Genomic DNA, 20,111 nt, shown 5'->3' with positions numbered 1-20,111 from the left:
CCGTCAGAACCGGGGCGGGGACCAGTCGATCCAACGTCCGTGAAAATCAAACCGCCCAAGATCATGCGTCGTCCCGTCGGGCCAGAGCGTGAGCGTCAGTTTGGCACCGGGGCCTTGCCCGTCGGCTTCCATGGCAAGGCGGGCCAGCGGGGCTTCTGGCGTTGCTCGCGCCCCGGCCTCGGCCAAAATCGCTTCGCCACGGGTCTGAACCTCTGCCGGAAAATATTGCCACGCAACCGTGTGATAAACGAGATGCAAATGCCCGGGATGGGCCTCTGACAGCCGTTCGGCAAGCCAGTCCACCGCATCGGATTTGGCGACTTTGGGCGGTTGGGTTGCGGCGATGTCGAGCGCCGCTTCGATGCGATGAAACCGCGCGGTCTGATCGGGCCAGATGAACGACAAAAGCCGGATGCGTTCCGCGACCGGATCGCGGGGGCTGAGATCGACGCCCTGACGTTCGGTAATGGTGAAACCATGCGGCGCGGGCGCGGGGCTGCGCCAGTCGGGCGTCAGGACCACGGGGCTGTCGGACGGGCCGAAATCCCCCGCAGGCGTGACAAGCCGGAAGCGGTCGAAATTGAGGTTCAGCCCGGCGCTTGCGCCCAGTTCAGAGAGCACAATCGGCAGGTCGGTTTGCGCGGCCAGCGCATCGGCGGCAAGGATCAGGGCGCTGGCGCGGGCCACTTCGTTGGTTTGCGGCGCGTCGTTGAGGCGATGGTCGATATAGGCCTCGTGACGGGAAATGGCGGCGCAGGCGGCGTTATGGAGTTCCGCAGGTTCGGCCAAGGGATGCGGAGGATAAAATGCCGCTAACTCCGTGTCGCGACCTTCGAGAACCAGCCCATGGAGCGCCCCCGCAAGGCGGAGCGGCACGGAGGCGCCGTTGCTGGAAATATCGCCGGGCCAATGGGCGATACGCGCGCCGATCGGGCCATCCGGCAGTCCAAATGTGACAAAACTATCGAGCAATGCGGCGGTAAAAGACGATCCGAGGTCGCGGCAGGATTTGGCTTGTGCTGAAAATGCGTTTTTCCAAGTCATTGAAATTTATCTCTTAACCTCTCGAATGGCGTGCGGGTGTCTTCTTTGGGGGCTTCGCCTTGTGGGGCGGGGGGCGCCTTGGGCGGCTTCGTCCCGGTCGAGCTGCGGGGCGGCGCGGTGCGCAGCGCTACGGCGTTGGAAAACTTCGCGGCCTCGCCATCTGCGAGGGCTGCTGCGCCATCGGAACAGCCCCGGATCACATCGTCGAGCCAGACCTGATCCGCCTTGGCGAAATCGGAGAGCACATAGGGCGCGACCCGGTCCTTGTGACCGGGATGACCGATGCCGAGACGCACGCGGTCATAATCCGGGCCGATGTGCTGATGGATCGAACGCAGCCCGTTGTGCCCGGCATGGCCGCCGCCGGTCTTGGTTCGGACCTTGCCGGGGGCGAGGTCCAGTTCGTCATGAAAAACAACGACATCGGCAGGGGTGAGCTTGTAAAACCGCATCGCTTCGCCGACCGCCTGACCGGAGAGGTTCATGAAGGTTTCGGGCTTGAGCAACACGACCTTGTCGCGGCCCAGACGGCCCTCGGAGGTCAGGCCCTGAAACTTGGCGCGCCAAGGGGAAAACCCGTGATCGGAGGCGATCCGGTCCAGAACCATGAAGCCGATGTTGTGGCGGTTGCCCGCATATTTCGCGCCCGGATTGCCGAGGCCGACGAAGAGACGCATGGCCCCTCTCCCCTCTTGTAACATGTTACCGGCACCATATGGGCGGGGGCGGGGGCATGCAATCTCTTGCCGTCAGAGAGGGATTTTCCGCAGTCGGATTTGCGTCGGCTTTGTGTCGGACTTTTGTCGGACCCCTGCGGTAACTGTCCGGGCGGTTTGCGCAAAGAAAAACGCGGGCCCCGAGAGACCCGCGTTTCAAATCTGTCCGAAGACGACTGTGGAATTATTCTTCCGCAGTGGCTTCTTCTTCCTCGTCGGAACCGCCGCCGAGGCCGGCCGGAGCCGCGATGTTGGCGATCACGAAGTCACGCTCGATGACCGGCTTGACGCCTTCCGGCAGGGTGACGTCGGAGATGTGGTACACATCGCCGATTTTGCCGCCGGTGATGTCCAGCGTGATGTGGTCCGGAATGTCGGACGCGGTCACGATCAGCTCGACGTCGGAACGGACGTGGGTCACGACACCGCCGCGTTTGATGCCCGGAGCCGCTTCTTCGCCGGTGATGACAACGGGGATGAAGAGGTTGATGCGGGAGTTGCGGTGCAGGCGCATGAAATCGACGTGGGTCGGAAGGTCTTTCACGACGTCGCGTTGCACGCCACGGCAGATCACACGAACGTCGTCCTGACCTTCAACCTTGAGGTTGAAGAGCGTGGACAGGAAACGGCCCTGTTTCAGGCGTTTCAGCAGTTCGTTGAACTTGATGTTGATCGGAAGCGGCTCTTTGTCGTCGCCATACACGATCCCCGGAACGTAGCCCTCACGACGAGCTTTGCGAGCGGCGCCCTTGCCTGTCCCCACACGTTCCACGGCAATAAGATCAGGAATCTCACCAGCCATTTTAATTCTCCTAGGTTAAGGCGGGACTCCTCCAAGGCTGTAGTCCCGCGTGAAGCCGTGGCCTTACACGGGAATCGGTGAAATGGAAAGGGCTATTTCGTCCGGTTTGTCCGCCTTTCGGGGGCCTTTCAGGGGCTTTTTCCGGGGTTTTCCCCGTGTTTTCGCAGTGAGATCGGCGTAAACATATGCGCGCAATTGAATGTCGTGAGGCCGGCCCCCGGACTGTTGTCTCAGCCTCTCATGGATCGACGATGGCGGCACGACAAGGTTGGGGACAAGACGGCGCCAAGATGGGGGGACGTATGAAATTCTCAAATTTGTTTTCTGTGATCTGTGGCTTTCTGCTCGGGATCGGGGCAAGCGGTGCCGTGGCGGCGGACCGGACGATGATCGTGCTCGATGCCTCGGGTTCCATGTGGGGCCAGATCGACGGCACCAACAAGATCGTCATCGCCCGCGACGTGCTGGGCGAGGTGTTGACGGAGCTGCCGGAAGAGGCTGAGCTTGGCCTCATCGCCTACGGGCACCGGCGCAAGGGCGATTGTGGCGATATCGAGCGGATCGCGGCGCCGAAACCGGGCACGGCGGAGGCGATTTTCGACAAGGTGTCGCGGATCAATCCCAAAGGCAAGACGCCTCTGACCGAAGCGGTACGGCAGGCGGCGGCGGAGTTGGGCGCCGGATCTGATGCAGCTTCGGGCGCGGTGGTGCTTGTAACCGACGGGATCGAGACCTGTGACGCCGACCCTTGTGCGCTGGCACAGGCGCTGGCGCAGAGCGGGGTCGATCTCAAGGTGCATGTGGTGGGCTTCGGGTTGACCGAGGAAGAAGGCGCACAGGTGGCCTGTCTGGCGGAGGGCACAGGCGGGCAATATTTCGATGCCGGGAATGCCGAAGGTCTCAAAGAGGCGCTTGGGGCGACGGTGCTTCCGCCGGTGCAGGAGGCTGTGGTGATCGAGACGCCCAAGCCCGAAGCCGTTCCGGCAACGACGTTGAGCGCGACGGCATCTCTGTCTCCGAACGGACCGCTGTTGCGCGATCCCGGTGTGAGTTGGACGGTGCGCAATGTCGACACAGGCAAGGTCGCCGATCGGGAACGCGGGGCGGAACCGGTGTTCGACGTGCCTGCCGGGGTCTATGACGTGACGCTGCGGGTCGGGAGCTGGGAGTTTACGCAGCAGCTCGACGTGCTGGAGGATCAGGACAACGCTGTCCATTTCGATCTCGATATGGCGCGGGTGACGGTTTTGATTTTCGAGGGCGAAGATCAGGTGCCAAGCGATGAGCGCTTTCGCATTGAGGGTGTCAAGGGTACGGCGCTGGCCGGGAATTCCGGCGAGACCTTCTATTTCCCGGCGGGGCGCACGACGGTGTCCGCGAAGAAAGCGGCGGGTGTCGAGGTCGAGACCGAGGTGATGCTCAAGGCCGGGGAGAGCCGGACGGTCGAGTTGAGTTTTGCCTTTGGCACTGTGGCGCCCAAGGTGGTCTGGGCCGAAAACGGCACGGAGGTTGATGCGCGCGTCATGGTCAAATTCGCCGAGACCACGAGCGGGGCGCATGTCTCGCAGGTGGTGGCAGGGCAAAGCATCAAACTGCCTGCTGGGACGTATATCGCAAAAGCGAAGCTCGACGGGATTGAGGTCGAGATGCCGTTTGTCGTGGCGGCGGACGAGGTCGTGGCCCCAGTGATCGCGTTGAACGCCGCGCCGGTGCGGTTCGATGTCGAGGGGGCCGGCTTGGCGCGCTGGGCGGTGCTGGACGCGACGGGGGAGGTGGTGTTCTCCCGCCGTCCCGGGACGGCAGAGGTGGCGATGGCCGCCGGGGGTTATGCGCTTGAGCTGCGGATGGAGGACGGCAGTCAGCCGCATGTTCCGTTTGAGGTGATCGCCGGGGAAGCGCTCGACGTCACGCCCTGAGGGTGACGGAATTGCAAATGCCGGCTGCGCTAGGGCACAGGTCCTGGCGCAGTTTTTTCTTGTGCGAGGGAAGACCGGGAGCGTAAGTTGCCAAAGCGCTTTGGTTTTATTCTGGACCGGGCGGAGTTTCGTGACAATTCGGGAGCGCTCCATGGCTCATTCTCTTTTTCGCGCCCTCGCGGTGTCGCGTGCGCCGCTGATGGCTTTGAGTGCCACTGGGGTAAGCTGGGGTTGTTTTTCGGCCATGGTGCCAGCGATCAAGGCGCAGACGGGGGCATCGGATGCGCTGTTCGGGCTGGCGCTTCTGGGCTCCGCCGCCGGTGGCATGTTGGCGATTTTCGCGGCCCCCCGGCTGTTTGCCCTTCTGGGGCACCGGGTCTTGCCGGTGCTGGGGGTGTTTTCGGTCCTGGCGCTGCAATTGCCGGTGGTGGCGCAGTCTTCTGTCATGTTGTTTGTCGTGATGGCGGCCATGGGCATGTCCATCGGCAGTTTCGACATCAACGCCAACCTGCGGATTTCCTCGCTTGAGGGGACATCGGGGCTGCATCTGATGAACCTCAACCACGGGGCGTTTTCGCTGGCCTTCGGGCTGTCGGCCTTTGTGACCGGCACGCTGCGGGCGCATGGCGTGGCGATGGAGGTGATCTTTCCGCTCATGGGGCTGGTTGTGGCGGGGCTGTCGGTGCTGACATGGGAGCGTGGCTGGGAGGAGGTGCCGGACGATCCGGACGAGGCGCCGGTCACGGGGGGCTTGCCGTGGCGGGCGATCGTTTTGATCGCGGTGATGCTCTTTGCCTCTTTCGTGGGGGAGAATGCGGTCGACACCTGGTCGTCGATCTTCCTCGAACGCGATCTCGGCGTGGCGGCGGGGCATGGGGCATTCGGCCCGGCCATGCTGGGGCTCGTGATGGGTTGTTTCCGGCTTCTGGGCTATGTCACCACGCAGCGCTTTGGCGAGGCGCGGGTGCTTTTGTGGTCCGGGCTTCTGGCGATGACCGGGGTGTTCCTTTTGTCTTCGGCGCAGGGCCAGGGCGTGGCGCTTTCGGGCATCGGCATCGCGGCGGCGGGGCTTGCGGTGATCGTGCCGACGGCGACCTCGCTTCTGGGCAAGCGGGTGCACCGGCGTCAGCGCAATCTGGCACTGTCGCGGGCCTGGATGGTCGGATTCACGGGGTTTTTCGTCGGCCCCTCCGCCATGGGATTTCTGGCGGAACATGTCGGGCTGCGCGGGGCGTTTCTGGCGCTTGCGCTGTTGCTGGCCCTGGTCGCCCCTGCGGTGATGCAATTCGAGCGGATGTCCCGCACCGGGCGGTTGGTGTCAAAGGCGCCCTGAGGGCGCCTTTGGATTCAGGCCCAGCGACCGGCGAAATCTTCCGGCACGCGCAGGATGTCGCGATCCACCTCCTCGATATGTTTGCGCCCGCAGAGCGCCATGGAAATGTCCATTTCCTTGTGGATCACTTCGAGCGCCTTGGTCACGCCCTCTTCGCCCATGGCGCCGAGGCCGTGGATGAAGGCGCGGCCGATGTAGGTGCCTTTCGCGCCCATCGCTATCGCCTTGAGCACGTCCTGACCGGAACGGATGCCGCTGTCGAGATGCACTTCGACACTGTCGCCCACCGCGTCTAGGATCGGCGGCAGGGCGCGGATCGAGGAAAGCGCGCCGTCCAACTGCCGCCCGCCGTGGTTCGACACGACAATGGCGTCGCAGCCGGTTTTCGCGGCCATCACGGCATCTTCCGGCTCCATCACGCCCTTGAGGATCAAAGGCCCGCCCCACATCTTCTTGATGGCTTCGATCTTGCCCCAGTCGAGACGCGGATCGAATTGCTCGGCGGTCCATTTGAACAGGGAGGACGGATCGTCGACGTTCTTGGCGTGGCCGATGATGTTGCCGAAACCGCGACGTTTGGTCTGAAGCATTTCGAGCCCCCAGCTCCATTTCGTCGCCAGATCGGCGAGCACGGCGGGGGTGAGTTTCGGCGGGGCGGAGAGGCCGTTTTTCAGGTCCTTGTGGCGCTGGCCGAGGATTTGCAGATCGAGGGTGAGCACGAGGGCGGAGACACCGGCGTCCTTGGCGCGCTGGATGATGTTTTTCAGGAAGTCCTGATCGCGCATCACATAGAGCTGAAACCAGAAGGGTTTCGTGGTGTGGGCGGCGACGTCTTCGATCGAACAGATCGACATGGTCGAGAGCGTGAAGGGCACGCCGAATTTCTCCGCCGCTTTCGCCGCCTTGATCTCGCCATCGGCGCGCTGCATGCCGGTGAGGCCGACCGGGGCGAGCGCCACGGGCATCGCGACGTCCTGGCCGATCATTTTCGTGGCGGTGGAGCGGCCCTCCATATCGACGGCGACGCGTTGGCGCAGGCGGATCTGATCGAAATCCGACACGTTTTCGCGAAAGGTCTGCTCGGTCCAGGAGCCGCTTTCGCAATAGTCATAGAACATCTTCGGCGTGCGCCTTTTGTGCAGCCGTTTCAGGTCGTCGATATTGGTGATGACGGGCATGGTGCTCTCCCGGGGTTATTGCGGAGAATTGGTTTGCTTGGCGAACCAATTCGCACATATTCCGGGCGGAGCCAAGGTGCAATCCGGTTGTCTCTGGTGTCTTGGGGTGAAAGCGGACAGTGTGAGCGCGAAATGAGAGGGTGTCATGAGTGTGATCTGGATCGGAATACTGGCGTCGCTCGGGGCCGGGCTCATGACCGGGGCAGGGGCGATCCCGGTGCTGTTCGACAAGTCGATGTCGAAGCGCACCTATGACATGCTTCTGGGCTTTGCCGCCGGGGTGATGATTTCCGCCTCGTTCTTTTCGCTGCTGATGCCGGGGCTCGACGCTGCGGAGGTGTTGTACGAGTCCAAATGGCTGTCGGCGCTGATCGCGGCGGCGGGGGTGGCGCTGGGCGCGGGGCTTGTGGCGGTTCTGAACGAGACCCTGCCGCATGAGCATTTCGTCACCGGGCCGGAGGGGGCAGATCCGGGCGCATTGTCGAAGATTTGGCTGTTCGTCATCGCCATCACCATTCACAATTTTCCCGAGGGCATGGCGGTGGGCATCGGCTTTGGCGGCGGGAATGTCACCAATGGCATGTCGCTCGCGACCGGCATCGGGTTGCAGAACGCGCCCGAAGGACTGGCGGTGGCCGTGGCGCTGCGGGGACAGGGCTATGGCCGTCTCCGGAGCTTCGGTCTGGCGCTCCTGACCGGGCTGATCGAGCCGGTGGGCGGAGCGCTTGGCGTCGGCCTTGTGCATGTGTCGGTGCATGTGCTGCCCTGGGGGCTGAGCTTTGCCGCAGGGGCGATGCTGTATATCATCAGCCACGAGATCATCCCCGAGACTCATCGCAACGGCTATCAGAATTACGCCACGGCCGGGTTGTTGACCGGCCTGATCCTGATGATGGTGCTTGACGTGGCGCTCGGCTGAGGGGACGTCACAGGCTCAGGAACACCTCGAGTGTGTCCTGCAATGCCTGATCGAGATATTCGACGGTGAAGGAAATCTCCGGCAGCAGCATGTCGAGCCGTTCGTCCTTGCCGGGGTGGCTCACGCCCTGAAACAGGGATTCGAGCCCGACCCAGGTCTGCCAGGTGTCGAAGGCGGCCTGTTCCATCGCCTCGGGTTGCGGCGACGCATTGATGGCGGCGGGGCGAACGAAGGTCAGATCGAAAATGTTGCGATCGAAGGTGGCGAGCGCCGCGTTGAGTTCTTCGACCTGATGGCCCGCTTCGGCAGCGCCGCCTGCGAGATGGATCAGGCAGGCGTCCTTGCCCGCCTGTTGCAAGAGGCGGTTCTGATCGGTCGCGGTGACGATGATGCGGGCGCGGGCGAGGTTTTCGGGCGTGCTGTCGATGGAGGTCATGGTTTCGAGCGACTGGCTGACATTGCGCCAGAGTTTTTCGAGAGACTCCGCCTTGAAGGTCATCTTTATGACCTCTTCGTCGCTCATTGCCGTGCCGTCGAGAAAGGCCGTGGTCTTTTTGTCGAGCGCGTTCCAGACCTTTTCGAGAGACCCGATCTGGGTGCGGATATTGCTGTTGTCGATGGCGGCGATGCCGCGGGTGGGATCGCCCTCGAGAAGGGTGTGGAGGGTGTTTCGGACCTCCGTGCGGCTGTCTTCGATGACACGGAGATTGCGGGCGGTGTCGATCCCGGCCTGCGCGAAACACAGGCTCCGCACGAGGCGATGGCCAAGGCTGCTCTGGCGTCCGATCATTTGGATTTGACGGTCATAGCCGGTTGCGGTGTCGGCGAGCGCCGTGTCGGGCAAAAACGCGAGGCTCAGCAGGAGAGACAGGAGGAAGGGAAACAGTACGCGCATGAGAGCCTCAGATATGATTCAGGGGCAGGCTGGCCGATTCGCCTTTCCATTCGCTTAAATGACACGAAAAGACCCGCGAAATGCGGGTCTTTGGTTCGGGTTTTGAACGGTTTGATCCGTGCTCAGGCGTCCCAGGCCTTGTCTTCGCCGCCAAGCCCGCCGATTTGCACGCGGGTCGGAAGGCCGATCTTGTCGAGCAGCGTAAAGAACGGTTTCGGGTCCAGTTCCTCGACGTTTTTCATCGTGCCCGCATCCCATTCGCCCGAGGCGATCAGCATGGCGGCGGCGACGGGTGGTACGCCTGCGGTGTAGGAAATGCCCTGCGAGCCGACCTCTTCATAGGCCTCTTTGTGGTCCGCGACGTTATAGACAAAGACCTCGAAATCCTTGCCATCCTTGGTGCCTTTGACCAGATCGCCGATGCAGGTCTTGCCCTCGTAATTCGGCGCCAGAGACGACGGGTCGGGCAGCACGGCCTTGACGACCTTGAGCGGCACGACTTCAAGCCCTTCCGCGGTTTTCACCGGCTGTTCGGAGAGAAGCCCGAGGTTCTGGAGCACGGTGAAGACATTGATGTAATGCTCGCCAAAGCCCATCCAGAAGCGCACATCGGCCTGCGGATAGTTGGTCGCGAGCGAATGCACTTCGTCATGGCCGGACTGATAGGCGCGGCAGGTGCCGACGACCGGAAGGTCCCAGTCGCGGCCAGACTCGAACATCTTTTTCTCTTTCCACTGGCCGTCTTCCCAGTAGTAGACCACGCCGGTGAATTCGCGGAAGTTGATCTCCGGGTCGAAATTCGTGGCGAAATATTTGCCGTGGGAGCCGGCGTTGATGTCGACGATGTCGATGGATTTGACCTCATCCATCATGTCGATGGCGAAACGCGCATAGGCGTTCACCACCCCCGGATCGAAACCGGCGCCGAGGATGGCGGTGACGCCTTTCTCCGCGCAGAGATCGCGTTTCTTCCACTCGTAGTTGCCATACCACGGCGGGGTTTCGCAGATCTTGGTCGGGTCTTCGTGAATGGCCGTGTCGATATAGGCCGCACCCGTCTCGATACAGGCGTCGAGCACGGTCATGTTGACGAATGCGGAACCCACGTTGATCACGATCTGAGCGCCGATTTTTTCGATCAGGGCGGCGACGGCTTTGCTGTCCATCGCGTCGACCTGATGGGCCTCAAGAACGCCCTCCTGTTTCATCGCGGCCTTTTCACGGACCGACTCAAGGATCGCTTCGCATTTCGAAAGCGTCCGGCTTGCGATATGAATTTCGCCAAGCACATCGTTGTTTTGGGCGCATTTATGCGCGACGACCTGAGCGACGCCGCCGGCGCCGATGATGAGTACGTTCTGTTTCAACTGTAGAGACCCCCTTATCGTTTCGGGTGGTGAATGGAGCAGCGCTTATCCAAGGGCTGCGACGAAATCCTCGTAACCGAAGTCACGCACCAGTTTGACGGTACCGTCGAGTTCGCGCACGGCGATACCCGGCATCTTCACCCCGTTAAACCAGTTCTTTTTAACCATTGTGTAACCGGCAGCATCGTCGATGGAGATACGATCGCCAATTTCGAGCGGTTTGTCGAATTTGGCATCGCCAAAGATGTCGCCCGCGAGGCAGGTTTTGCCCGCGATTTGGTAGTCATGCGTGCCGGTCTGCGGCAGCTTGGCGGTTTCGCGATAGATCAGCAGGTCGAGCATATGGGCTTCGATAGAGCTGTCGACGATGGCGACTTTTTTGCCGTTGTCGATGATGTCGAGAACGGAGACCTCCAGCGTGGTCGATTTGGTGATCGAGGCCTCGCCGGGTTCCAGATAGACCTGCACGCCCATCGCGTCGGAGAAGGCTTTCAACCGATCCGCCAGCTTGTCGAGCGGATAGCCCTCGCCGGTGAAATGGATGCCGCCGCCCAAAGAGACCCAATCCAAATTTTTCAAAAACGAACCAAAATCACGTTCGATCCGGCTCAATTGCTCTGAAAACAGGACAAAGTCATCATTCTCGCAATTGTAGTGGATCATCACGCCGTTGATGCGATTTTCGGCCATCTCAAGCCGGGCCATGTCCCATTCGCCCAGACGCGAAAAGGGCCGCGCCGGGTCGGCGAGGTCAAACCCGGAGGTCGAAAACCGCGGGTTGAGGCGCAGGCCGGTGGCGATGCCCTTGGCCTTGTCGCCGAAGCGATCAAGCTGGCCCAGCGAGTTGAAGATGATCTTGTCGGCGTAGCTGACCGCCTCGTCGATCTCATGATCGGCCCAGCCGACGGAATAGGCGTGCGTCTCTTTGCCGAATTTCTCGGCCCCAAGGCGCAGTTCATAGAGCGAGGACGAGGTCGTGCCGTCCATATAGTCGCGCATGAAGTCGAACACGGGCCATGTGGAGAAGCATTTGAGCGCAAGCAAGGCCTTCGCGCCGGAGGCTTCGCGCAGCCGGGCGATTTTCTCCATGTTCGGAAGCAGGCGGGCCTTGTCGATCAGGTAGTAAGGCGTCTGGATCATCGTGGTTCCCCCAAGGGTCCAAAGGAACGGCAATAGAGCGCTGCACTTAGGGCGATTCAGGGCGAGGGGCAAGAAAAAAGCACGGTTGCCCGTGCTTTTTGTATATACAGAATGGAGCAGGATCAGGCGCGGTGTGCGCCGTCCGCCAGAGATTTCACGTAAGCTGTGACCTCTGCGACGGATTTGCCCTGTGCGATCTCGTTCACGATGGCGGAGCCGACGACGGTGCCGTCCGCGACAGCGGCGATCTCTTGGGCTTTTTCCGGGGTGCGGACACCGAAGCCCACGATCACCGGCAGGTCGGTCTTGGATTTGATCCGGGCCACTTCGGGCGCGACATCGGCGCCGGATGCGGCGGCGGCCCCGGTGGTGCCGGTCACGGAGACGTAATAGACGAAGCCGGAGGTGTTTTGCAGCACGGTGGGCAGGCGTTTGTCATCGGTCGTGGGGGTCGCCAGGCGGATGAAGTTCAGACCGGCCTTTTGCGCCGGGATGCAGAGCTCATCGTCCTCTTCAGGCGGCAGGTCAACCACGATCAACCCGTCGATCCCGGCCTCCACCGCATCCACCAGAAACTGATCGACGCCGTGCGAATAGATCGGGTTGTAATAGCCCATCAGCACGATCGGCGTGGTGTCGTCGGTTTTGCGGAAGTCTGCGGCCATGGCGAGGGTCTTGTTGAGCGTCATGCCCTGATCGAGCGCGCGTTGACCGGCGAGCTGGATGGTCGGGCCGTCGGCCATCGGGTCGGTGAAGGGCAGGCCCAGTTCGATGATGTCGACCCCGGCGCCGGGCAGGGCCTTGACGATTTCGAGCGACTTGGCCTCGTCGGGATCGCCCGCCATGACATAGGCGACGAAGGCTTTCTTGCCTGCGGCGTTCAACTCGGCGAATTTGGCGTCGATACGGGTCATCGGGCGGCTCCCTGGCTGTTTGCGCAACGGGTTTGGCCGATCTTTGCCGTAAGTGCAATGGGGAAGGCTTGCGCGAGACCCCGTTGCACCTTAGACAGCCTTGGAATTTCGGACAAAGGAGGCCGCAATGGGCTTCAAGATGGGCATCGTCGGACTGCCGAACGTCGGCAAATCGACGCTTTTCAATGCGCTGACCAAAACCGCCGCGGCGCAGGCGGCGAACTTTCCGTTCTGCACCATCGAACCCAACGTGGGCGATGTGGCCGTGCCGGACCCGCGTTTGGACAAGCTTGCGGAGATCGCAGGCTCGAAACAGATCATCCCGACGCGCATGTCTTTTGTGGACATCGCGGGCCTTGTGAAGGGCGCGTCCAAGGGTGAGGGGCTGGGCAACCAGTTCCTGGCGAACATCCGCGAATGCGATGCGATCGCCCACGTCGTGCGCTGTTTCGAGGACGGTGACGTGACACACGTCGAGGGCCGCGTCGATCCGGTCGACGATGCGCAGGTGATCGAGATGGAGCTGATGCTGGCCGATCTGGAAAGCATCGCCAAACGCCGTGCCAACCTTGTGCGCAAGCTCAAGGGCAACGACAAGGAAGCGAAACTTCAGGACGATCTTTTGGCGCGGGCGCAGGCGGCTTTGGAGGCCGACAAACCGGCGCGCAGCGTCGAGGTGACGGAAGAAGAGCGCAAGCAGTGGAACATGCTGCAACTTCTGACGCAAAAGCCGATCCTTTATGTGTGCAACGTCGAAGAAGAGAATGCCGCGAAGGGCAACGCCTTCTCGGACGCGGTCGCGAAAATGGCCGAGGAGCAGGGCGCGGGCACGGTGGTGATCTCCGCCAAGATCGAGGAAGAGATTTCCCAGCTCGACGCGGAAGAGGCGGAGATGTTCCTTGAGGAGCTGGGGCTGCACGAGGCCGGTCTCGACCGTCTCATTCGCGCGGGTTACGAGCTTTTGCATCTTGAGACCTACTTCACCGTCGGCCCGAAAGAAGCGCGCGCCTGGACCATTCGCAAAGGCACGGCGGCGCCGCAGGCGGCGGGCGTGATCCATGGCGATTTCGAACGTGGCTTCATCCGGGCCGAAACCATCGCCTTTGACGATTACGTCGCCTGCAAGGGTGAGACGGGGGCGAAAGACGCGGGCAAGATGCGTGCGGAAGGCAAGAGCTACATCGTGCAGGACGGCGACGTGATGCACTTCCTGTTCAACACCTGATCGCTAGGGCGGAGGCTGCGCATCATGTTGCGGGCGATGAAGAAGACGGAATGGTATGAGGCTTACAGGCAGCGTCGGCGCGCGGCGCGGGATTTGCGCAAACGCGATGTGACCGAGCAGAGGGTGGCCGAGCATGTGCGTGGCTATTTCGAACGGGCGGGGGTGAGCTTGCCCGAGCTTGCGTTTTCCGCCTCAGAAGAGGTGGAGAGCGAGCTGGAGTTCCATCTCGTCCGCGAAGGGGACAAAATCCGGTATCTCTATCACCCGGAATACTTCCTGCGCCACGCTTCGCAGAACCAGCATATCTCATCGGCCTATATCTATTGGTTTTCGCAAAGCGCCCCCGAAGTCGAACGGATCTCCTGCGATCTTTCTGACGGGGAATTCGTGGGCCATGCGCGCTTCACCTATTCGAGCTGTTTTCGCGACAAGGTGCTCGTGCCGGACCAGCATTTCTTCCGTGATCGCGGTTATGCCGAGACTGACCGGCTGGCGCTGGAGGCGCCGCAATGGGCGGATCGCGGAGAGACGATCTATTGGCGCGGGCAGAACAACTGCGTCGGGCTGTTTTCTCTGGCGCCGGAACATATGGACAAACCCTGGGTGATGCAGCGGCTGCGCTTCGCCATGGCGGCGCGCGAAATCGAGGGGGTCGATGCCCGCTTCGTGCCGGGGGTGACCCACAGGCAAGAGGCGCAATGCGCCGCCGCCGGGCTGATGGGGCCGCGACGGAACTGGCAGGACTGGGCCGGGGACAAATACGCGCTCGACGTGGACGGGTTCTCCAATGCCTGGTGCAATTTCATGCAGCGGCTCAAGCTTGGCTGCTGCGTGCTCAAGGTCGATAGCCAGTTCGGTTTCCGGCAGTGGTATTATGATCAACTCGTGCCCTTCGAACATTTCGTGCCGGTGAAGTCGGACATGTCCGATCTTGCCGAGAAGGTCGACTGGGTGCGCAGCCACGACCGTGAGGCGCGTGAAATCGCCGAACACGGTCAGGCCTTTGCCCGTGCGCTCACCTTCGAAAGCGAGACCCGGCGGGCGACGGAGATCATTGAACGGAACTGGGCCTGATCCGGGCCGCAACCCTTTGGAAAGATTTGATATGGCACGCCTTTACGACAGTCGAAAACGCATTCTTGTGACCGGAGGGGCGGGGTTCATCGGTTCGCATCTGATGGACCGGCTGTTGGAGCAGGGGCATGATGTGATCTGTGCCGACAACCTGTTCACCGGCACCAAACGCAACATCGACCATCTGCATGGCCATCCGCGTTTCGAATTCATGCGTCATGACGTGACCTTCCCGCTCTATGTCGAGGTGGACGAGATCTACAACCTCGCCTGTCCCGCGTCCCCGGTGCATTACCAACATGACCCGGTGCAGACGACCAAGACCTCGGTGCATGGTGCGATCAACATGTTGGGGCTGGCCAAGCGGCTGAAATGCAAGATCTTTCAGGCGTCGACCAGCGAGGTCTACGGCGATCCGGCGGTGCATCCGCAGCCGGAGGGTTATTGGGGTAATGTCAATCCGATCGGGCCGCGATCCTGTTACGACGAGGGCAAGCGCTGCGCGGAGACGCTGTTTTTCGACTATCACCGCCAGCACGGTCTGGAGATCAAGGTGGCGCGGATTTTCAACACCTACGGGCCGCGGATGCATCATGCCGACGGGCGTGTGGTGTCGAATTTCATTGTGCAGGCGTTGATGGGGGAGCCGATCACGCTTTATGGCGATGGCAATCAGACCCGGTCCTTCTGCTATGTCGACGATCTGGTCGAGGGGTTCATCCGGCTGATGGACACCGGGCCCGAGGTCAGCGGTCCGATCAACCTGGGCAACCCTGCCGAGTTCACCATCCGCGAACTGGCGGAAAAGGTGGTGGCGATGACGGGGGCGGCGTCGGAGCTGGTGTTCCGCGATCTGCCGCAGGACGATCCGAAACAGCGCCAGCCGGAGATTGCCCTGGCGCGCGAAACGCTTGGCTGGGCGCCGGAAATCGCGCTCGAGGCGGGGCTGGAGCGCACGGTGGCCTATTTCCGCGCGCTTCTGCCGGAGCTGAAGGCCTGATCAGAGCCGGTCGAACACCGATCCCATGCGCGGCGCGAAGAGACGTTCATAGGTCTTGAGGAGCGCCGCATCGGTCATGCCGGCGACATAGTCGCAGATCACCCGAAGGTCGCCGGCACTTTCGGAATAGCGCTCCTGATGATCGCGCGGCAAAAGCCGCTCGGGATCGGAACAGAGCGCTTCGAAGACAGAGACCACCATCTGCTGGCCCTTGAATTCGAGCTGCTGCACGTTGGGGCTTTTGATCACCACTTTGAACACCAGGTCTTTCAGCGCTTTCAACACCGGACGCCGTGCCGAGGGCAGGCTGGCGCGGTAGCGCAGGAGCGGTTCGGCGAATTCTGGTACTTCGGTGTAACCCACAGCGGTGATGAAGTAATTCACAAACCGCGAGATGAAGCGCTTGCGGGTGTTGCGGTCGCCGAACAAGCCATCGAGCATCTGGCCGTAGACGTCATTGCCGAACTGATCCGGGTATTTGCCTTTGAGCATGTCGAGAAAATCGCCGATCTCATCCGCCGACACATGCGCCACGAAATCCTCACGCGTCAAAAGCATGAGCGCAATCGCGTCCTCCAGATCATGCACCCCGTAGGCGATGTCATCGGCCAGATCCATGATGCTGCAATCAAAGGATTTATGCAGCGCCTTGCGGTGTTTTCCCGCCTCCACCGGTCGCATGGCACAAAACGCTGCGCGGTCTTCGGGGGAGAGCGGTGAAAGCACCCACTCCACCACGTCCTGCTCGCTGTCGAGGTAACATTTCGGCGGGGTCGAGGCCTCAGTGTCGATGAGTTTAAGCGTTGCGGGACTGTCGCTCAGTTTCGGCCTGAGCGCGGAGTTGCGCGCCTGTGCGTAAGAAACCGGATATTTCAACAGCCCCATAAGGCTGCGCCGGGTGAGGTTTGCGCCCGCGTTTTGGGAAAAGCTCTCCAGCCGGGATAGGATGCGCAGGCTTTGTCCGTTGCCCTCGAACCCGCCCGCTTCGCGCATGCAATAATTCAGCGCCACCTCGCCGCCATGACCGAAGGGCGGATGGCCCAGATCGTGCGAACAGCCGATGGCGTGGATCATCGAACGATCCGGCAGGTGGGCAGTGGCGGGATGGTTGGGAAAGCTCTGTTCCAACTGGCGCGCGAGGCCTCCGGCGATCTGCGCCACTTCCAGCGAATGCGTCAGCCGCGTGCGATAGAAATCGCTGTCGCCGAGGTTGAGGATTTGCGTCTTGCCCTGAAGCCGCCGAAAGGAGGCCGAATGGATCACGCGGGCATAGTCCACATCGCCCGCACCGCGCGCGTCTTCGGAATGTCCGCTCCAACTCTCTCTGCGTTCAAGCCACATCTGCGCCTCCTCATGGTTCGGGCGCAGCATATGAGGCCAAAAGAGGGAAGGCCAGATGGGGGAACCCCGGAGCGACGGGGAGGCCGCTCCGGGGCGGTAATTACTCTGCCTTCAGGAAGTCCGCGACGTCGAGAAGGATCATCTCGTTGTCGTCGACACGGCCTTGCTGGCGACCGGTCGAGAAGGGGTAGTTGTTGTCATTGGCGACGACGATGGTGGTCTCGTCGACACGATCCACATCCTCGATGGTGAAATAGGGGAAGGTGTAGACCCCATCCATCGTGCCACGCGGTGCGATGCCGTCGGGGTCCTGAATGTTCATCAGGTCGATGTAGGCGATTTTTTCCAAGACATTGTTTTCGTCCATCCGCTCCAGATCAATGAGGTAGATGCGTTTGAACATCGCCGGTTGCTCCGACCAGCCTTCGCGCGGATCGCCCTGGAAGTTGTCGCGCTCGATGATGAGGCCGCGGGTGCCTTCGATCAGGTTGAAATCCCCGATGGCGTGGTTTTCGTCCTCAAGCGGGAAGTAGCGCACCGTGTCACCCCATGCGCCGGTCTCGGTGGACAGTTCGAACATCGACAGAACCGGTTTGCCGCCGACATGTTTCTTACCGCCGGTTTCCGGGTCATAGACCGGCTTTTCCAACAGCGGGTAGAGGGTTTTCATGTCCTCGGACAAGGCCATGCCCTCATAGCCTCCGGAGCGGTAGGAGACGACGGTCTCGGGCAGTTCGGCACCCGGGTTCGGTGTGGCCACAAAGAAGTTGTCGGGGGATTGGATCAACTGGCCGCCCGGCTCGGTCGCCAGAATTTGTTGCACTTCGCCTTCGCCGTTCACTTCGATGAGCCACGGGCCGAACTCGTCGCCGATCCAGAAGTTTTCACCAACCGGCTGGATGGATTCCAGATCGAAATCCGCGCCGGTGAGGGTGCGGGCCTCTGTGGCTTCGTTCATGATCGGGAAGGGGACGACGTGGTCCGGGTCGGACAGTTGGACCGTTTTTTCGATGCCAACACGACCGGTCTCCCAATCGACTTTGACGATGTTGAACATCAGGACGATGTCCGACGAATTGGCTTTGGAGCCGAAACCGTTGTCCGTCAGCACGAGGAAACGGTCGTCACCCAAGGAGCGGATGCCGGAAAACCCCTGAAGCGGCTGGCCGGGGAAAGGCAGCGCGAGGCCGGTGGCTTCTTGGAAATTGCTGTAAAGCGCCTCATTGCGCGCGCCATTGGTGAAGCGGCCGGAGGTGTTGTAATAGGCCGAGGCGCCTTCGGGGGCGGGGACGAAGGTGTGGCCGGAAAGCTCGGCCTGGGCTTTGAGCGTGGCGGGAAAGGCCTCTTGGGCCTGGGCGGCACCGGCAAGCATAAGCGCAGCAAGCGCTGCACCGTAAACGGGTTTGGTCATGTCACTGTCCTGTGTGATGCGTTTCTTCGTCGTCCCGGCACGAGGATGTGCGGGAGCGATGCGCGCAAGGAACCGAAGAAACGCAACGGATTTGCGACCGTTTGGTCAAAATTCCGCAAAACTTGCGTGACAGGATCACATCAGTTTGCGCATCAGCCCGAGGGCGCGTTTGCGCCAGCCTTTGAAGGGCGGTTCGGCCACGGCCATGCCGTTCCATTTCGCCTGACGCACCACGGGTTTGAGATGGCTGAAAGTTTCGAAGCCTGTGCGACCGTGATAGGCACCCTGACCGGAGGGACCGACACCGCCGAAGGGCAGCGAGCCAAAGCCGACATGGATCGTCGTGTCGTTTATTGTGACCCCGCCGGAGATCGTGTGGTCGAGCCAATGCGCCTGTTCCGCCTTGTCTTCGGAGAAGAGATAGAGCGCGAGCGGATGGTCGCGGGCGGTGACGAAGGCGAGAGCTTCGTCGGGGCTGTCATAGGGGATAAGCGGCAGGATCGGGCCGAAGATTTCCTCCTGCATCAATGCGATGTCGGGGGGCGGATCGAGCACCACGGCGGGGGCGAATTTGCGGGCATTGCCGGAGGGGCCTTCTAGGCGGAGGATTTTCGCACCGCGCGCCTCGGCCTCGGCCAGAAGAGTGTCGAGCCGGGCGAGATGACGGTCGGAGACCACGGCGGCGAGATCCGGGCTTTCCGGGCCTTCAGGGAAGAAATGCATGAAGGCCCCCATGATCGCATCGGCCATGGGCAGCATCTTTTTGCGCGGCACCAGAACGTAATCGGGGGCGACACAGACCTGACCGGCATTCATGGCCTTGCCCCAGGCGATGCGCCGCCCGGCACGGTCGAGATCGGCGCCGGGCAGCACGACGGCGGGGCTCTTGCCGCCCAGTTCCAGGGTGACAGGCGTGAGATTGCGTGCGGCGGCCTCGGCCACCTTGCGGCCCACGGCGGTGGAGCCGGTGAAGAACAGATGGTCGAAGGGCAGGGCGGAAAAGGCGCTGGCCACTTCCGGTCCGCCTGTGACGGTCGCGACCTCTTCGGGGGAGAAGGCGCCCGCGAGCATCTCGGCCAGCGCGTCGGAGGTGCGGGGCGTCAGCTCGGAGGGTTTGAGCATCACCCGGTTGCCCGCCGCCAGAGCCGCGACCATGGGCGCAAGGGCAAGCTGTACCGGGAAATTCCACGGTGAGATGATGCCGACGACGCCCAGAGGTTGCGGCCGGATCTCGGCGCGGGCGGGTTTGTAGATCAGCGGCACGGGCGCGCGGCGGACCCGCATCCAGCGTTTCAGATGCTGTTTGGCATGGCGTATCTCGCCCAGAACGAGGTCGATGTCATAGAGACGGCTCTCCACCGCCGGGCGATGGGAGAAATCGGCGGACATGGCAGCGATCAGCCGGGGTTCTGCGGCCAGCAGCGCAGTGGCGAGCCGGTCGAGCCGATCCAGACGTGTGTCGAGAGAGACCACAGGCGCGGCGCGCTGGGCGGCGCTTGCCCGTGCGAAGGTGGTCTCGAGTTCGGTTGTCATGTCGGCCTCCCGTTTTTGGCATTGAGCCAGAAAACCGGGGCGCGTGGCAAGCCGTGTCGGCCTCAGAGCTTGAGGGCGCGACGCAAGGTAGCGCGGACGCCGTTGCGGGAGGGTTCCCACAGACAGGCGAGTACGAAGGCGAAAGGTCGGATCTCGGTCATTTTCAGCTTCCCACAGGACTGATTCCGGGTCGTTGCCCCGGTCATAGGCGGGAATTGTCTCAGGGGGATGACAGATGGGCCGGGACGGGGGGAGATTGTTGACGGGGAAGGGGCGCGGCAAAAGCGGACTGGATAGGCGGAG

The 20,111-nt window shown here is 62.0% G+C and carries 17 protein-coding genes; 6 read left to right on the top strand and 11 right to left on the bottom strand.

Translation table 11 applies throughout. From position 1 onward, the window contains the following. Positions 1-3 precede the first annotated feature (3 nt). From NH195_RS10095 to NH195_RS10085, 3 genes are all read right to left on the bottom strand, one after another. On the bottom strand, positions 4-1,044 hold the full coding sequence (locus NH195_RS10095) for a DUF2332 domain-containing protein (RefSeq protein WP_066706227.1): 1,041 nt from the start codon (positions 1,042-1,044) through the stop codon (positions 4-6). Continuing rightward, a complete protein-coding gene (gene pth / locus NH195_RS10090) occupies positions 1,041-1,721 on the bottom strand; it encodes an aminoacyl-tRNA hydrolase (RefSeq protein ID WP_066706224.1) in 681 nt (226 codons plus the stop codon). The genes NH195_RS10095 and pth overlap by 4 nt, the downstream gene beginning before the upstream one ends. A 223-nt stretch (positions 1,722-1,944) precedes the next feature. Next, positions 1,945-2,562, bottom strand: coding sequence for a 50S ribosomal protein L25/general stress protein Ctc (locus NH195_RS10085; protein ID WP_066706222.1), 618 nt, complete (start codon positions 2,560-2,562; stop codon positions 1,945-1,947). Positions 2,563-2,864: 302 nt separating this feature from the next. Between NH195_RS10085 and NH195_RS10080 the strand changes: the two genes are divergently transcribed. Both NH195_RS10080 and NH195_RS10075 read left to right on the top strand, forming a co-directional pair. Beyond that, on the top strand, positions 2,865-4,478 hold the full coding sequence (locus NH195_RS10080) for a vWA domain-containing protein (RefSeq protein WP_066706219.1): 1,614 nt from the start codon (positions 2,865-2,867) through the stop codon (positions 4,476-4,478). Positions 4,479-4,629: 151 nt separating this feature from the next. Further along, on the top strand, positions 4,630-5,811 hold the full coding sequence (locus NH195_RS10075; protein WP_066706217.1) for an MFS transporter: 1,182 nt from the start codon (positions 4,630-4,632) through the stop codon (positions 5,809-5,811). Positions 5,812-5,825: 14 nt separating this feature from the next. Here the strand turns inward: NH195_RS10075 and NH195_RS10070 are convergent, their stop codons facing one another. Beyond that, the gene (locus tag NH195_RS10070; protein ID WP_066706215.1) at positions 5,826-6,989 is read right to left on the bottom strand and encodes an alpha-hydroxy acid oxidase; all 1,164 of its coding nucleotides are present in this window, start codon (positions 6,987-6,989) and stop codon (positions 5,826-5,828) included. Positions 6,990-7,134: 145 nt separating this feature from the next. On the opposite strand from NH195_RS10070, the gene NH195_RS10065 reads away from it, so the two are divergent. Then, complete coding sequence (locus NH195_RS10065; RefSeq protein WP_066706213.1) at positions 7,135-7,908, top strand: ZIP family metal transporter; 774 nt, start codon at positions 7,135-7,137, stop codon at positions 7,906-7,908. Between the two features lie 7 nt (positions 7,909-7,915). Here NH195_RS10065 and NH195_RS10060 read toward each other — a convergent pair whose 3' ends face one another. The 4 genes from NH195_RS10060 to trpA form a co-directional block, all read right to left on the bottom strand. Beyond that, positions 7,916-8,803: a type IV pili methyl-accepting chemotaxis transducer N-terminal domain-containing protein gene (locus tag NH195_RS10060; protein WP_066706209.1), complete on the bottom strand. Its 888-nt coding sequence runs from the start codon at positions 8,801-8,803 to the stop codon at positions 7,916-7,918. 122 nt (positions 8,804-8,925) lie between these two features. Further along, positions 8,926-10,170: a saccharopine dehydrogenase family protein gene (locus tag NH195_RS10055; protein ID WP_066706206.1), complete on the bottom strand. Its 1,245-nt coding sequence runs from the start codon at positions 10,168-10,170 to the stop codon at positions 8,926-8,928. 45 nt (positions 10,171-10,215) lie between these two features. After that, on the bottom strand, positions 10,216-11,310 hold the full coding sequence (nspC, locus tag NH195_RS10050) for a carboxynorspermidine decarboxylase (protein WP_066706203.1): 1,095 nt from the start codon (positions 11,308-11,310) through the stop codon (positions 10,216-10,218). A gap of 122 nt (positions 11,311-11,432) precedes the next feature. Then, entirely contained in the window at positions 11,433-12,224 is a 792-nt protein-coding gene (trpA, locus tag NH195_RS10045; RefSeq protein ID WP_066706201.1) for a tryptophan synthase subunit alpha, read from the bottom strand. Between the two features lie 127 nt (positions 12,225-12,351). Here trpA and ychF point away from each other — a divergent pair, with 127 nt between their 5' ends. From ychF to NH195_RS10030, 3 genes are read left to right on the top strand one after another with little or no spacing between them, the layout of a single operon-like run. Next, positions 12,352-13,449, top strand: coding sequence for a redox-regulated ATPase YchF (ychF, locus tag NH195_RS10040; protein WP_066706198.1), 1,098 nt, complete (start codon positions 12,352-12,354; stop codon positions 13,447-13,449). A 24-nt stretch (positions 13,450-13,473) separates the two neighbouring features. After that, entirely contained in the window at positions 13,474-14,523 is a 1,050-nt protein-coding gene (locus NH195_RS10035) for a glycosyl transferase family 90 (RefSeq protein WP_066706195.1), read from the top strand. Positions 14,524-14,554: 31 nt separating this feature from the next. Next, on the top strand, positions 14,555-15,523 hold the full coding sequence (locus NH195_RS10030) for a UDP-glucuronic acid decarboxylase family protein (RefSeq protein ID WP_066706192.1): 969 nt from the start codon (positions 14,555-14,557) through the stop codon (positions 15,521-15,523). Here the strand turns inward: NH195_RS10030 and NH195_RS10025 are convergent, their stop codons facing one another. The 3 genes from NH195_RS10025 to NH195_RS10015 form a co-directional block, all read right to left on the bottom strand. Next, complete coding sequence (locus NH195_RS10025; RefSeq protein WP_066706189.1) at positions 15,524-16,864, bottom strand: anti-phage deoxyguanosine triphosphatase; 1,341 nt, start codon at positions 16,862-16,864, stop codon at positions 15,524-15,526. 100 nt (positions 16,865-16,964) lie between these two features. Beyond that, positions 16,965-18,275 (bottom strand): esterase-like activity of phytase family protein, encoded by a 1,311-nt coding sequence (locus NH195_RS10020; RefSeq protein ID WP_066706186.1) that lies wholly within the window; start codon positions 18,273-18,275, stop codon positions 16,965-16,967. 135 nt (positions 18,276-18,410) lie between these two features. Then, positions 18,411-19,808 (bottom strand): coniferyl aldehyde dehydrogenase, encoded by a 1,398-nt coding sequence (locus tag NH195_RS10015; protein ID WP_066706183.1) that lies wholly within the window; start codon positions 19,806-19,808, stop codon positions 18,411-18,413. Between the last annotated feature and the right edge of the window lie 303 nt (positions 19,809-20,111).

This window comes from Celeribacter ethanolicus, assembly GCF_001550095.1.
GTDB lineage: Bacteria > Pseudomonadota > Alphaproteobacteria > Rhodobacterales > Rhodobacteraceae > Celeribacter > Celeribacter ethanolicus.
This window is presented reverse-complemented; position numbering and strand designations above follow the sequence as displayed.